Here is a 13,964-nt window from a genome sequence, read left to right as displayed (position 1 = left end):
ATCAGCTCCTCGTCCAACGCTGGTTGGCGGCGCCGCTGCATGACCAGATCTGCAGCTTGACGCCGTTGGCCGTCGAGTAGTTCGGCACGTCCAGGCACTTGTTCGCGCCGACCGCTGTGATGCTGCCGTCGGCGTCGAAGCGCCATTGCTGGTTGCTCTGGCCGTTGCAGTCCCAGATGACGACGCCGGCGCCGTCTGCGGTGCCCTTCTGGTAAACGTCCAGGCACTTGGTGCCGTAGACGCGCAGCTCGCCGCTCGCGGTCGGTGCCCACTGCTGGTTGGCCTGGCCGTTGCAGTCCCAGATCTGCGCCTGCGCGCCGTTCGCCTGCGACACGCCGGTGACGTCCACGCACCGCCCGGACCCCACGCCCCGGATCGCGGTCGACGAGGGACCGTTCGGCTGGCCGATGGTGCCGGGGACGGCCTGGAGCGCGGTGTACCAGGCGGCGGCCATCTTGTCGTAGCCGCCGGCGGTGGGGTGGACGCCGTCGACCAGGTCGGCCGTGGTCAGCTGGGCGTGCATGTCGACCAGGTGGACGCGCTGGCCCTTGCTCTGGACGATGCCGGGGATGGCCGCGTTGTAGGTGCGGGCGGCGGCCTCCTGGCCGGAGTTCGCCAGCGGGATGAGGGTGGCGACGAACACGTCCGCGCCGGGCAGGGCCGTGGTGAGGTGGTCGATCAGCGTGGACAGCCGCTGGGGCGCGCCGCCCAGGTTGTAGTTCTGCAGCACGTCGTTGGTGCCGATGTGCAGCAGCACCGTGCGTGGGTTGTAGGTCCGCGCCCAACCGGCGACGTTGGCGTCGATCTGGTCGATGCGCCAGCCGAGGTGTCCCTCATGGTCGTGGTCGCCGAGGTTTCCCGGCCCGTTGAACTGCGACCCGACGAAGTCGATCGTGTAGCGGCCCGAGGCCAGGCGCTGCCACAACCCGACGCGGTACCCGCCGGGGACCTGCGTGCCATCGGTGATGGAGTCGCCCAGCGGCATCACCCGCACCCCGCCGTTGGACTCCGCGCTCGCGACGCCGGTCCCGCCCAGCGCCACCGCGACCATCGCCAGGAACACCCCGGCGCACCATCGTCTCCACATAAGCCTGCCCAACCTTGTGCGTGTACGGAAATTCGCGGGTTTGTTAGCGTTAACATTCGCCGGGCCGGTCCGTCCCCTTCCGTGTCGTGTTCGGGGTGGTGTGGGCGGAGCAAACACGAGCGGGCGAGGGTCCGTCAAGAGCCCGGTTAGGGGCGTGCTGGAGCGCTTACGCGACCGACCAGGCATTTCCCGCACCCTCGCACACCGACACAATCGGCATTGTTATGAAACTTTCACCATCGCATCTCTCGGCCTAGAGGCCGGAATGTGGGCGAGGACAGGCCCTGATGCGCGGCACTACCACGGCCGCAAGTTGACGAAAGTTTCGGACATGCCTTGACATATTTCAGGGACGTTTCCACACTGACCCCCGAATCCACAGGAAGGGTGTCCGCATGAGCTCGAGGCATAGATCTCTTCTCGTCGCCCTGTTGGCGACGGTGCTGCTCATCGTCCTGGGCAACGCGCAGACGGCACTGGGCGAGAGCGCGAGCGCGACGGCAGGATGCGGCAGGAATCCGACGCTGAACAGCGGCACGCACTGGCTGACGACCAGCGGGAAGAACCGCAGCTACATCCTGAGAATTCCGGACAACTACAACAACGCCACCCCGTACCGGTTGATCTTCGGATTCCACTGGAACGGCGGCACCGCAGGAGACGTTGATTCGGGCGGAACCAGCGGCTACCCGTGGTCCTACTACGGGCTCAGGGCGCTGTCGAACAACTCCGCGATCTTCGTCTCACCCCAGGGCGTCAACAACGGCTGGGCCAACTCCGGCGGCGAGGACCTCACCTTCGTCGACGACATGATCCGGCAGATCGAGGCCGACCTCTGCGTCGACACCGCCCAGCGCTTCGCCCTGGGCTTCAGCTACGGCGGCGGCATGAGCTACGCGCTCGCCTGCGCCCGCGCGACCGTCTTCCGCGCGGTGGCGGTCTACTCCGGCGGGCAGCTCAGCGGCTGCAACGGCGGCACCCAGCCCATCGCCTACATCGGCCTGCACGGACTCAGGGACCCGGTGCTCAACATCTCCAACGGCAGGTCGCTGCGTGACAGGTTCGTCAGGAACAACGCCTGCACCCCGCAGAACCCGCCGGAGCCCGCGCAGGGCAGCCTGACCCACGTCGTCACCACCTACAGCGGGTGCCAGTCCGGATATCCCGTCGCATGGGCGGCGTTCGACGCGGGCCACACCCCCAATCCCGTCGACGGAAAGTCCGGCGACTACGAGCCAGGCGAGAACTCCTGGACGAGGTCAGTGGTCTGGAACTTCTTCGCGCAGTTCGGCGGCACGGGCCCGGAGCCGCCCAGGAACGCGCTCAAGGGCGCCGGGTCCGGGCGGTGCCTCGACGTGACGGGAGTCTCCCAGGCGAACGGCGCGCAGGTGCAGATCTGGGACTGCAACGGGGCGTCCAACCAGCAGTGGGCCTCCACCAGCGCGGGTGAGCTGCGCGTGTACGGCGGCAAGTGCCTGGACGTCAACGGCGCGGGGACGGCCGACGGCACCAGCGTGATCATCTGGGACTGCAACGGGCAGAACAACCAGAAGTGGCGGCTCAACGCCGACGGCACCGTCACCGCCGTAGGGGCGAACAAGTGCCTGGACGTTTCCGCGTACGGCACGGCCAACGGCTCCAAGGTGCAGATCTGGACCTGCCACGGCGGCACCAACCAGAAGTGGACCCGCGCCTAGACGCGTCAGCGCCGCAGCCGTGCGGGGTCTCCCGGGCCGCTGCGGCGCACCAGCCACGCCTCGGTGATGTGGGTGAACACGGCCTCAGCGGCTCCGCTGGGGTCGTGTTCCGCTATGCGCTCGTAGATGCGCCGGTGCCCCCGGTTGGAGGCGACGCACTGCGCCCGCTCCGGCCGCCCCATGTAGCGGGCGGTGTTGATCACCTGGCTCTCCAGCGAGCGGACCACCGCGCGGGCGATGCGGTTGCCGGACGCCTGCATGATCACGTCGTGGAACGCACGGTCGTGCTCGGCGTAGGTGATGTGGTCGTCCACCAGCTCGTCCATGCGATCGACGAGCTCGCGCAGCCGTTCGACGACCTCCTGGGTGGCGACCCGGGCGGCGACGTTGGCCATGTCGGACTCCAGCAGGCGCCGGGTGACGACCAGGTCGTCGAGGATGTCGATGCTCTCGTCCTCGGCGATGCTCGCCGCCAGGACGAGCTCGTCGAGCATGTTCCACATCGTCGGGGGAGTGACCATGGTCCCCGCCCCCTGGCGTACCTGGACCAGGCCCTTCTCCTGCAGCATCTTCACCGCTTCGCGGACGACGGTCCTGCTCACGGAGAACGACTCGCAGAGGGCGGGCTCGGGCGGCAGCGGCGTGCCCGGCGGGTGGACGCCGCCGACGATGCGCTCCACCAGCTCGGCCGCCAGCGCGCTCGCGAGGTTGGCCGGTCGCCGAGCCCACGCGGGGAGCTCCGATGTGGTCATGTTCCGCAGTATAGAGGGCTAGCCGTTGACGTAAGACGTCATACGACTTATGTTTACCGCAATCCAACAGCCCTCCCTTCGAGAAGTGAGCAGCGATGAAACAGGGAGCACTCTGGCCGGCCGTCCTGGTGACGGCGCTGGCCCTTGCGGGATGCGGAAGTGCTGCTGGGACGAAACCGGCGTCCAGCGCGAGTGCCTCGGGGGGCGGCACTCTCGTGGTCTGGGACTGGAAGTCCAGCGACAAGAACGCGGCCGCGTACGTGGCCAAGGCGAAGGCCGACTTCGCCGCCAGACACCCGGGCGTGACCGTGCAGTTCGTCGCGCAGCCGTTCGACCAGTACTACACGCTGCTCGGGGCGGCGATCCAGTCGGGCAAGGGCCCCGACGTGATGCTCTTCAACGGCGGCGGCCAGTTACGCGACCGGGCGAACGCGCTGCTCCCTCTGGACCAGTACGTCACCGCGGACAAGGACCGGCTCGCGGGCTGGGACGCCTTCGCCAAGGACGGCAAGATCTACGCCGCCCCGATCACCCTGCAGGGCCACCCGATCTACTACAACAAGACCTTCTACCAGAAGGCCGGCCTCGACCCGGACAAGCCGCCCACGACCTGGGACGAGCTGCTCAGCCACTGCGCCGCGATCAAGAAGGCGGCCGGCGTGCCGTGCTTCTCGCAGGGCAACAAGGAGGGCTACGGCATCCAGTTCTGGATGTCGGGAATGGGCTCGGGGATCCTCACGCCCGACGAGTACGACAAGTGGATCGCGGGCAAGCGGGACTGGACCAGCCCGAACGTCAAGAAGATCTTCGCGCTGTGGAAGCAGGTCAACGACGAGGGGCTGAACACCTCGGGCCCCAACTCCACCGGCATGTTCATGGACGCCTTCATCAAGTTCGAGGGCGGCAAGGCCGCCAGCATGATCGGCCTGATGTCGGACGTCGGCGGCTGGCACGAGATGAACCCGCTCCTGGGCGCCGACAACCTCGGCGAGACGATCGCGCCCGTCGTGACGTCCGGCGCGGTCCCGAGCCTCGCCTACGACGGCGGGGTGGGGTACGGCGTGGCCAAGTGGACCAAGGACCCGGCTCTGGCCGCCGACCTGGTCAAGTCCCTGACGAGCACCGCCGCGCTGACCGCCTACTCGGCCGACGCGGGGTCGATCCCCTCGGACAAGACCGTGACCATCGCGGGCGGCGGCCCGGCGGCCGCGGCGATCACCGCGCAGATCCCGGACGGCAAGCCCGCCCTGCACGTCGCACTGTCCGCCAAGACCCAGGAGGTGATGGGCCGGGTGTCGCAGCAACTGCTGTCGGGCTCGATCTCGGTGGACGACGCGATGAAGCAGATGGCCGCGGCGGACAAGGCGAGCTGAAGGTGCGCGAGCGCTCCGCTCCGTTCGTCCTGGTGGCCCCGGCCGTCCTGATCCTGCTGGTCTTCCGGCTGTGGCCGTTGCTGCTCGGCGTCAACTTCTCCTTCACGGGCGACGGCGACCTGGACGGGACGGCCGTGGGCCTGGCGAACTACGCCTACCTGCTGGACGACCCCGTCTTCCGGATCGCGCTGCGCAACGTCGGCCTGCTGGCGCTGCTGCTGCCCGTCGCGGTGGCGATTCCCGGGGCGCTCGCGACGTTCATCTTCCTGCGGGTGCCCGGGCACCGGTTCTTCCGCAGCGTCTACTTCTTCCCCGCCGTGCTCTCGCCGGTGATCGTGGGGTCGATCTTCAACCTGCTGCTGGCCTCGGACGGCCCGCTGAACTCGCTGCTGGAGATCTTCGGGCTGCAGCCGGTGGACTGGCTCGGCGACCCGGGGGTCGCCATGTTCACCGTCGTCGGCATCCACGTCTGGGCGACGTTCGGCATGGCCCTGGTGGTCTTCCTGTCCGGCTTCGCCACCCTGGACCACGCGCTCCTGGACGCCGCGCGCGTGGACGGGGCGTCGTTGGCGCAGGTGGTGTGGCATGTGATCATCCCCAGCCTCTCCCGCACGATCCAGTTCGTCTTCGTGACGACCATGATCGGAATGCTCACCTCGATGTTCGGCCTGCTCTACGTGATGACCAGCGGCGGCCCCGGCGGATCGACCTACCTGCCGGAGTACTACATCTGGATCCAGCAGGGCCAGATGAACCGCCCCGCCCTCGCCGCCGCGGCCTCCACGGTGCTCTTCCTGATCATGATGGTCATGGGCCTGGCGCAGATCGGGCTGCTCCGCCGTTCAAGACGGGTGGTCTGATGCGCGGCAAGTGGCTGGTGACCGTACCCATGGTGGTGCTGGCGCTGGCGACCATCTACCCGCTGGTCTTCACCGCCAACGTCGCGATGAAGTCCAAGCGCGAGTACATCCTCGACCGGTTCTCCCCGGCCACCTCTCTCCATTGGGAGAACCTGGCCGGGGCGAGCATGGGACGCTCCTTCGTCAACTCGCTCGTCGTCGTGTCGGTCTCGGTGATCGTGCTCCTGCTGCTCGGCTCGATGGCCGGGTTCGCGCTGAGCCACCTGCCCTTCCGCGGCTCTCGCGCGCTGTTCCTGGGCATCCTCGCGGCGCTGTTCATCCCCTTCCAGGTGATCATGGTTCCGCTGGCCCGCGTCATGGCGGACACCGGCCTGGTCGACACCTATCCCGGGCTGATCCTGGCCTACGTCGCGCAGTTCCTGCCGTTCACGATCTACCTGATGGCGAGCTACTACACCGGCATCCCCGGCGAGATCGTCGACGCGGCGCGGATCGACGGGAACACGCTCTACGGCGTCTACCGGCGGATCATGCTGCCGATGGGCCGCCCGGCGCTGCTGTCCGTCGGCATCCTGGACGCCCTGTTCTGCTGGAACGACGTGCTCATCGCCCTGCTGATGATGCCGTCGCCGGAGCACAGGACCCTCATGGTCGGCGTCACCGCGCTGCGCGGCCAGTACTCCGACGACATCCCCACCTTCTCCTCAGGAGTGCTGATCGCCGCGATCCCCGTGCTGGCGATCTACCTCACCTTCCAGCGGCAGATCGCCGACGCGATCACCGCCGGCTCCACGAAAGGCTGACCATGCGGATCACCGGATATCGCACGCTGACGACCGTCCAGGAATGGTGCCGGTCCGTCGGCGACGCCAACGGTGTCTTCGCCGACGGGGTCACCTCGGTGCCGATCGTGCTGGTGGACACCGACGAGGGGATCTCCGGCGTCGGGCTGGGACCGCATGTCGAGCTGGAGGCCATCTTCGGCGCGATCGTCGGCGAGGATCCGCGCGGCGTGACGGCGCTGTACGACCGGATGTTGCGGCACACGTTCAAGGCGGGCCACGCGGGCGTCGTCTTCGGGACCATCGGCGCGCTCGACAGCGCCCTGTGGGACATCAAGGCGAAGGCGGCGGGCGAACCCCTGTGGCGGCTGCTCGGCGGGCGCGACAGGAAGGTGCCCGCCTACGCGTCAGGGCTGGACATCGGCCTGACCGACGACGAGCTGGTCGCCGTCTACCAGGCCTACGCCGACCGGGGGCTGCGCGCCGCCAAGCTCAAGGGCGGCCTCGACGTCGAGCACGACCTGCGCCGATTGATGCTGGTGCGCGACGTGCTCACGCACGCGGGCGGCGGGACGCGCCCGGCGCTGATGCTCGACGCGAACGAGTCGTGGTCCCGCAAGCAGGCCGTACGCCATGTTCGCGAGCTGGAGCGGGCCGTCGACCTCACCTGGGTCGAGGAGCCCGTACGCCGGTGGGACGCCGAGGGGCTGGCCACCGTCGGGCGCGCCGTCAAGGCCGCGATCGCCAGCGGGGAGAACCTCACCGGGCTTGAGCAGTACCGCCCGCTGCTGGCCGCGGGTGCGCTGGACATCGTGCAGACGGCGGCGGTGTGGGGAGTGACCCACTTCCTGCGGGTCTCCGCCCTGGCCCACGCCCACGACCTGCCCGTGAGCCCGGTCGGCAACATCCCCGTCCCCCTGCTGCACGCCGCGACCTCGGTGCCCAATCACATCGCCAGCGAGCTCCAGGACCTGACGCCCGCCGTGGGCGTGAGCACCGATCTGTACGTCGAGGACGGCGCGTTCATCCTGGGCGACTCGCCGGGTCTGGGCATCAGGATCGACGAGGCCGCGATCGCCGCGTATCCGCGCCAGTCGCAGACGCGGCTGTTCCACGGCCCCAACGTGCGCCCGGAACGCGCCGGCCACCGCCTCCTCGCGCAGGACGCCACCGATGAATTCCTTCTGAACAATCCCCTATAAGTACCGCTCACGTTTTAGAGATGGTTTTTCGGGGTGAGGATTCCGACACGTAAGGTTTCCTGACTGGATCTTGCCAACATGGTGGCTGGATCTTATGGTCGGGGCGGATGTGATCTCGTGGGGTGTCATAACGGGGGCGCCCTAACCCGCCAAGAGAGTGGACGTGTCATGTCAGCGACCCTTGCTCAAATCACCCGCGCCGCAGCAGACGGCGCTCGATTAACGATCGACCTGCCCGACGCCGCAGGCGCCCTGGAGTGGCACGGCATCACCAAGATCGCCGGGCCTGGCTTCGCCCGCTCCTTCTCCCTGGCCCAGCGCGGGGGCAACAGCGCCATCCCCACCCACGTCTTCCCCGGCGGCCGGGTGGAGAACTTCCAGCGCCGGGGCTACGACCTGACGCTGTACGAGGCCGCCGACCGCTCAGACAGCTGCCTCATCTGGGTCGGCCCGCACAACGAGGCCACCACCTGGTTCAACGGCCCCGCCCCGCGCCGCTCCGTGCTCAACGCGCTCGTCGCCGCGGTCGACTTCGCCGACGCCCCAGAGGGCGCGACCGTCAAGGCGCGCGTGCCCGCCGTACTCCAGCAGTTCGGCACCACGGTCATCGGCGCCAACGACCGCCTGACCATCATGGCCACCGACGCCCGCACCTCCCGCGAGACCCTGCCCGACTGGCAGGGCGCCAACCGGGGGAGCGAGGAGGTGTGGAAGGTCGCGCTCGACGTCGACCCCGACCAGAAGCCCAGGCTGGCCGGCACGCCGTACGAGTGGAAGTACACCTTCGCCAACGCCAGCGCCGTCTTCACCGTGCAGTTCGCCTACGACCTCGACAACGCCTCCATGCGCGCGGCGGACACCGGCCTCGCCGACGCGGTGCTGGCCGGGCTCAAGGTGCAGTGGTCGCAGTGACGCTGCCGCTGGCGCTGTCACTGCTCTCCCTGCTGGTCACGCTCTTCGCGCTGGTCGCCGTCGCCGGCGTCTACTCCCGGGTGCGCATCCTGGAGCAGACGGCGCTCAACCCGGACGCGGCCCGGCTGGCCGCCGAGTCCAGGACGGTGTCCTCGGCGTACCGGCCGGAAGCGGGCCAGGTGGCTGCGGTCGTGCTGCTGATGGACGGCTCGTGCGCCGTCTGCCACCAGGCCTGGACGATGGCACACGAGCGGGAATGGCCCGAGCTGAAGATCGTGGGACTCGTCACCGACCCCCAGATGGCCGCGGCCTTCACCGGCGGCACCGTCGTGGCCGACCCCGGCCAGTGGCGTGAGCTGTTCGAGGGCTACGCGCCCTGCATGTACGCGATCGACCCCAAGGGCGCGGTCCTGGATCGCCGGTTCGTCTATGGCGACACCGATGTGCCCGAGTTGTTGGCCAAGCTCGTAGCTTCGAGGAGCACACATGCGCTTTGACCAGATCCCGGAGATGGACGCCGCCCCGGAGGGGGCCGCGCCCAGCCGGGTCAAGATGATGATCGGGTCCGTGCCCGCCAGCCGCCGCACCCTGATGAAGGGCCTGGCCGTCTCGGTGATGGCCGCCGCTGTCATGCCGTTCGACTGGGTGCTCAGCAAGCGCCGGGCCCTCGCCGGACCTGACAGCCTGTGGAGCGAGAACAGCTGCGAGAACTCCTACCCCGGCGGCTATGGTCAAGGCAGCAACAACTGGTGGGGGGACGGCAAGGCCGTCTGCTTCGGCGGCTGGCGCATGGGCGCCTACCCGTGCAACGGCTCCCGCCGCCACTTCGAGGGCAGCCGTACGCACAAGCCGGGCGCCTCCGACCAGGAGAAGTACACCAACGTCGCCCGCGCCACCACCTGTTCCGGTCTCAACGCGTGGCGCTGGAAGTACGGCACCCACCAGTACATCTGCTCCGACGCCTACACCACCGTCACCTGGCGCGACGGCACCCACCACCGCGATCTGACCATCGCGATGTGCTGATGTCCGCTCGGGTACGCATGCTGACCCTGCACCCCCTCGTGCTCGCCGTACCGATCGTCCTCGGTGCGGCGCTGCCCGTGGTGGTGCGGGGCTCGCTGCTTCTGGCCTGCCTCTGGGCCGGGGTGAACGCGGGATACGCCAACTCGGGCAGCACTTGAAGCCACAACTCGGCATTCCTGCTGAGCGCGTCGGTCTGGCGCGGTCGTGGCGCCCTCGCCTGGTTCGGCGTGGGCTTGGTTCTCGGGGCCTCTGCGGTGGCCGGGGTCGGTCTCATCCTGGGCGGCATCGTCCAGGGCCTGGTCCCGCTTCCCGTACGGCTCGCGCTGCTCGGCGTGCTGGCGGCAGCCGTACTCCTGCGCGAGTTCGGCCTGGTCGACTTCCGCGTGCCGGAGAACGCCAGGCTCGTCCCCGAGCATGTTCTGCAGCGCGGCCCGATGCTGGGCGGGATCCAGTTCGGGTTCGAGATGGGCACCGGGATGCGCACCTACTCGCCCTCCTCCGCGCCGCACCTGGTGCTGGCGGCGATCGTGCTCGCGCTGCCGTGGGACGGCGCGCTGGTGGCGGGGGCCGGGTTCGCCTTCGCCCGCTGGCTGATGGCGGCGGCGAGCCTCGGGCACAGCGAGGACGGCGGCTGGAGCGACACCTGGTTGCTGCACGCGCGCCTGCTGGCCGCCGCGACCGCGCTGGCCACCGTGGGTTCGCTGGTGTATGCGGTATGGGTATGACGTTCTACGTGATCGCCGACAGCGCCTGCGGAGGCTGCTCGGCGATCGCCGCGCAGCTCGGGCAGGTCCTGTCCGTGCCGGTGGCGGTGCGCTCCTGCCGCGACCCGCACCTGGCCGAGGAGTTCCCGGTGCTGGCCGGCGAGCCCGCCTGCGCGCGCCCCCTGGCCGTGTACGGCGGGCGACTGCTCGGTGGTGCGGCGTTGATGTGGTACGGAGCACGCCTGCTCACCCCCGGCCGCCGCCTCGCCGGCCTGCGTTTGGCCGTGGAGGTGTTCCGGCTCCGCCTCAGCCGATAGGAGAAGCCATGAAACGCATCCTGTTCGTGCTCGCCGCCGTCACCCTGGCCCTGACCGTCACCGCCACCCCGGCCCTGGCGAAGGCCATCTCCCACGGCGCCCTTACCGGCCATGGCCTACATATCTGGATAAAACCAGGCAGCGCCCGTCAGGACGCCCGCCTGAACACCCTAAGAACCGGCACCCAAGCCAACGGCGCCCTTTACGCCGACCTCTCAGGCTCCTTCTCCGCCAAACGCCCCAAAGGCAAACTAGGCCCCCGATACCGCCTCGACTGGTACGGCCCGCCCGGCAACACCCCGGTGCTGCACCAGTACGTGTACCCGTACGCCCGCAGGGGCCCTGTGGTCTACACCCCCCGCCAGCCCGGCGCGGAACGCCACGGCTGGCACCGCGCCCCCGCCTACGTCAAGACCACCCTCATCGCCCTGGGCCTCCCTCCGCGGGCACCGCACAGCTCGCGCTGGCCCGCCTACGGACCTCGTCCACTACCGGTGAGCTGGTGAACGCGGCCGCCGCCGCATCGACGCCGGGTATCGAGGAGATGCGTGCGTGTTCCGCGCCAGGACTCACTCATGCCGCTTGAGCTGCAACCACACAACGGTCCGAGTGGGGGTGAGCACTTGCTCAACCTGGGTCGAGCCCTCAAAGGTCGGCTCTTGAAAGACTCCAGCTCAGCGTGGGCGACGGGTACCCGCCCGCCACCGCGCGGTTGGGAGCAGTCTCCCTAGGGTGGCCCTCGCCCACCGCAGCATCATGAGCGAGGGCCCGCTCCCATCAGGCGCGGCTACCAGCCCCCCACCACCCTGACACCACAGAACGTGATGAGGCAATCGCTGCAAGTGACTTGACTGGGCGTCGGAGGCTCGCGTCGTATTCCTCACGCCGATTCACGAGTTCGTTGATCTTCGGATTCGGCTGCGGACAGAAAGTCGGTGGGCCGCATGAGCCGACTCGGCCGGTCGGGTACGGCCGTGAGGCCCAGTGAACCTCCCGAGGACTTCGTCGGCGACGCAGTCACGCAGGGCGCGATCCCCGACATGCCGTAGACCGCCAGGGAGGCCGTCCCGTTCGGCCGGGGCATCACGGTCGCATGCATGCCGTGTGGGTAAGGACATCCATGGGGTCTCCCTCGTACGGATCGCGGAGGCAGGGCCATTCGCCTCGGGTGCGTGAGTGCGACGGTATGGAGAAGGCCTATGAGGTCTTCGCCAGCCCGCAGGAAACCGGCGCGGGCGGGCACAGTTTCGGGCGCAGAGATACGGATGGTCTTCATCGCGCCCAGCTCCTGCAGGTCGTGCGCTCTCAGCGGCGTTCTGGGCGGCGCGGCCGATTCCTTCGCGTAGCGGGTCGGAGTAAGGCTCATTGTCCACGGGTGCTATCTGCCTTCCTTGCTGGTGTGTGGTGGCTGGACTCGGCCTGGTGCGGGCGAAGGTCGCGCGGCTGCGCCCCGCGATGCTGAGGCGGGGAAGTCCGCGGCTGACAGGTGTGCCGCGTCCACGCTGGGAGGTGCCTGCGCGTGACGGTGACCGTTCGGTGTTGCTCGTGGTGTGGCCGGGCGCGTAGCCAGGTGAGCGGCAGCCCGCCGGGCCCCGGCCGCCTGTGCCGGGCGATTCTGATAGTCGCGCAGCTCGGAGACAGCAACTGCCAGGGCCGCCAGGTTGGTGATGAGCGTCGTCGTGGCCAGGTTCTGATCGTGCAGGGCGATGTTGACCATCGCCATGAGCCGGGCGGCCGATCGCAGCCGGGCTCCGGCGGCGCTGCGGGGCGGGAAGCGTCCGAACGGGTGGCGGCCCGCGCGATCGAAGGCGGCGGCGGCCAGCCTCAGCTGATCGTTGTCCAGCGCCTGTCCGGCGACCCGAAGCACGTCGGCGGCCGCCCAGGCCGCGTCGCACGCCTGCAGTGGGTCATCGGCCATCTGCCTGGCGGCCCAGCCGGTCGCTGCCGAGGCCTCGGCGTAGATGGCTTGCCGCTCCTCGCGCGTCAGCGTCACCTCTCGCGTCAGCGTCTCTTCGCGCGGCAGGGTCTTCGTGAGCTGCCAGCGCTGGCGCAGGTGGGGGAGGGCGAGCTCGGCCGACAGCTCGCCGCCGCCCACCCACAGCTGCTCGCCATCGGCATCCACGTACTCCGGCAGCGACACCGCATACCCCGTGACCTCCTCGGGCCGGACCGGGCCGTGGCGCAGCCGTACCAGCACACCCTGGTCGCGGAGCGCTGCGAAGAATCCCTGCTCGTCGTTGGCATCGGCCACGACCTGTCGTACGGCGGCTCGCAGCGCTACCTCGGCTGCCCGAGTGGACAGGCGCTCTCCTGCAGGGATGTCCGTGGACGGTTCCCATCGGTGCTGCAGTTTGGGCAGGCTCAGATCGGCGGCGAGCTGGCCGCCCGACAGCCAGATCGGCTCATGCCCTGGACCTTGCGGTTTGAGGGCCACGGCGTAGCCGATCGCCTGGCCGGAGTCTCGGGCGCGGGTGGACACCTGCACACCGGCTGCTTCCAGGCGGGCCAGGAAGTGCGCTTCCGTCCGGGCTCCCGCTGCGGCTACGCTGACGCGGCGCTGGAGTAGCGCCCGCTCCGGTTTCGCCCATCCGTGCCGGATGGCCTTTTCCATTTCCGCCCGCGTGGGACGACGGGCCGCGGTCCGGTCCCCGGGCGGGGTCTTCCGCAGCCCGAGTTCCTCTTCCACGCTCCGGCAGACTTCCCGGACCCGGTAGTAGTCGTTCCACACCTTCGGCTTCCCACCGTCCTGGCGGGCCAGGGTGGCGGCGATGTGGATGTGGTCATCTGCATGCCGTACGGCAAGCCAGCGCACCGCCCGCGCTTCCTGCCCATGAGGGGAAAGCCCGGTGTGATGCATCACCTGGCAGGCGATCTTCCCCCACCGCTCATCAGCCAGCTCGGGGTCCTCAGGCGCCGCGCGAACAACGCAATGCCAGACCGGTCTGTCGTCGCCTTCCTCGCCCAGCGCCTGGACCGGCTGGTTGAGCAGGCCAGCCAGATGGCGTCGTGCTCGTGCCCCTTCCACCGACGAGGGTTGGAAGGGCGGATCGAGGAGCGCGACCGGATCCCGCCAGGCCGCGACCAGCCGGGGGTTGAGGTGTTCTTCCCGCTTGCCTGGTCCGTAGAGGTAGCGGAGCAATCCGGCGACGTTCGTGCCGCGCATCACCTTGCCGATCACGACCGCCCACCGCCTTCCATCCGCTGACCGCGGCTTTCCGCCAGCCGCCGGTGGGATTCGGCCAAGCGTGGAAG

At 69.1% G+C, this 13,964-nt stretch carries 15 protein-coding genes; 12 read left to right on the top strand and 3 right to left on the bottom strand.

All coding sequences use genetic code 11. The features are described from left to right. Position 1: 1 nt before the first annotated feature. Entirely contained in the window at positions 2–1,087 is a 1,086-nt protein-coding gene (locus ACIBG8_RS14905; RefSeq protein ID WP_397343254.1) for a ricin-type beta-trefoil lectin domain protein, read from the bottom strand. Positions 1,088–1,482: 395 nt separating this feature from the next. Here ACIBG8_RS14905 and ACIBG8_RS14900 point away from each other — a divergent pair, with 395 nt between their 5' ends. Further along, entirely contained in the window at positions 1,483–2,784 is a 1,302-nt protein-coding gene (locus ACIBG8_RS14900) for a ricin-type beta-trefoil lectin domain protein (RefSeq protein ID WP_397343253.1), read from the top strand. A 5-nt stretch (positions 2,785–2,789) separates the two neighbouring features. Here the strand turns inward: ACIBG8_RS14900 and ACIBG8_RS14895 are convergent, their stop codons facing one another. Continuing rightward, entirely contained in the window at positions 2,790–3,536 is a 747-nt protein-coding gene (locus ACIBG8_RS14895) for a FadR/GntR family transcriptional regulator (protein WP_397343252.1), read from the bottom strand. 95 nt (positions 3,537–3,631) lie between these two features. Between ACIBG8_RS14895 and ACIBG8_RS14890 the strand changes: the two genes are divergently transcribed. From ACIBG8_RS14890 to ACIBG8_RS14840, 11 genes are all read left to right on the top strand, one after another. Further along, a complete protein-coding gene (locus ACIBG8_RS14890; protein ID WP_397343251.1) occupies positions 3,632–4,909 on the top strand; it encodes an ABC transporter substrate-binding protein in 1,278 nt (425 codons plus the stop codon). Positions 4,910–4,911: 2 nt separating this feature from the next. Next, complete coding sequence (locus ACIBG8_RS14885; protein ID WP_397343250.1) at positions 4,912–5,769, top strand: carbohydrate ABC transporter permease; 858 nt, start codon at positions 4,912–4,914, stop codon at positions 5,767–5,769. Further along, positions 5,769–6,572: a carbohydrate ABC transporter permease gene (locus ACIBG8_RS14880; protein ID WP_397343249.1), complete on the top strand. Its 804-nt coding sequence runs from the start codon at positions 5,769–5,771 to the stop codon at positions 6,570–6,572. Before ACIBG8_RS14885 ends, ACIBG8_RS14880 begins: the two co-directional genes overlap by 1 nt. Positions 6,573–6,574: 2 nt before the next feature. Continuing rightward, positions 6,575–7,753 carry a mandelate racemase/muconate lactonizing enzyme family protein gene (locus ACIBG8_RS14875; protein ID WP_397343248.1) on the top strand — a complete coding sequence of 393 codons (1,179 nt, stop codon included), beginning with the start codon at positions 6,575–6,577 and terminating at the stop codon, positions 7,751–7,753. A gap of 168 nt (positions 7,754–7,921) precedes the next feature. After that, positions 7,922–8,665 (top strand): hypothetical protein, encoded by a 744-nt coding sequence (locus ACIBG8_RS14870; RefSeq protein WP_397343247.1) that lies wholly within the window; start codon positions 7,922–7,924, stop codon positions 8,663–8,665. Continuing rightward, a complete protein-coding gene (locus tag ACIBG8_RS14865; protein WP_397343246.1) occupies positions 8,662–9,162 on the top strand; it encodes a hypothetical protein in 501 nt (166 codons plus the stop codon). Before ACIBG8_RS14870 ends, ACIBG8_RS14865 begins: the two co-directional genes overlap by 4 nt. Further along, the gene (locus tag ACIBG8_RS14860) at positions 9,152–9,691 is read left to right on the top strand and encodes a hypothetical protein (protein ID WP_397343245.1); all 540 of its coding nucleotides are present in this window, start codon (positions 9,152–9,154) and stop codon (positions 9,689–9,691) included. The genes ACIBG8_RS14865 and ACIBG8_RS14860 overlap by 11 nt, the downstream gene beginning before the upstream one ends. Beyond that, positions 9,685–9,849 carry a hypothetical protein gene (locus ACIBG8_RS14855; protein ID WP_397343244.1) on the top strand — a complete coding sequence of 55 codons (165 nt, stop codon included), beginning with the start codon at positions 9,685–9,687 and terminating at the stop codon, positions 9,847–9,849. Before ACIBG8_RS14860 ends, ACIBG8_RS14855 begins: the two co-directional genes overlap by 7 nt. Before the next feature lie 69 nt (positions 9,850–9,918). Further along, the gene (locus ACIBG8_RS14850) at positions 9,919–10,416 is read left to right on the top strand and encodes a hypothetical protein (protein WP_397343243.1); all 498 of its coding nucleotides are present in this window, start codon (positions 9,919–9,921) and stop codon (positions 10,414–10,416) included. Beyond that, positions 10,413–10,712, top strand: coding sequence for a hypothetical protein (locus tag ACIBG8_RS14845; RefSeq protein WP_397343242.1), 300 nt, complete (start codon positions 10,413–10,415; stop codon positions 10,710–10,712). Before ACIBG8_RS14850 ends, ACIBG8_RS14845 begins: the two co-directional genes overlap by 4 nt. Positions 10,713–10,720: 8 nt before the next feature. Beyond that, positions 10,721–11,218 (top strand): hypothetical protein, encoded by a 498-nt coding sequence (locus tag ACIBG8_RS14840; RefSeq protein ID WP_397343241.1) that lies wholly within the window; start codon positions 10,721–10,723, stop codon positions 11,216–11,218. A gap of 872 nt (positions 11,219–12,090) precedes the next feature. Here ACIBG8_RS14840 and ACIBG8_RS14835 read toward each other — a convergent pair. After that, on the bottom strand, positions 12,091–13,890 hold the full coding sequence (locus ACIBG8_RS14835; protein WP_397343240.1) for a relaxase/mobilization nuclease domain-containing protein: 1,800 nt from the start codon (positions 13,888–13,890) through the stop codon (positions 12,091–12,093). Positions 13,891–13,964: the final 74 nt, after the last annotated feature.

The sequence above is a fragment of the Nonomuraea sp. NPDC050556 genome, assembly GCF_044457355.1.
Classification (GTDB): Bacteria; Actinomycetota; Actinomycetes; order Streptosporangiales; family Streptosporangiaceae; genus Nonomuraea.
The sequence above is the reverse complement of the archived record's forward strand: the minus strand, read 5'-3'. Positions and strand labels throughout refer to the sequence as shown.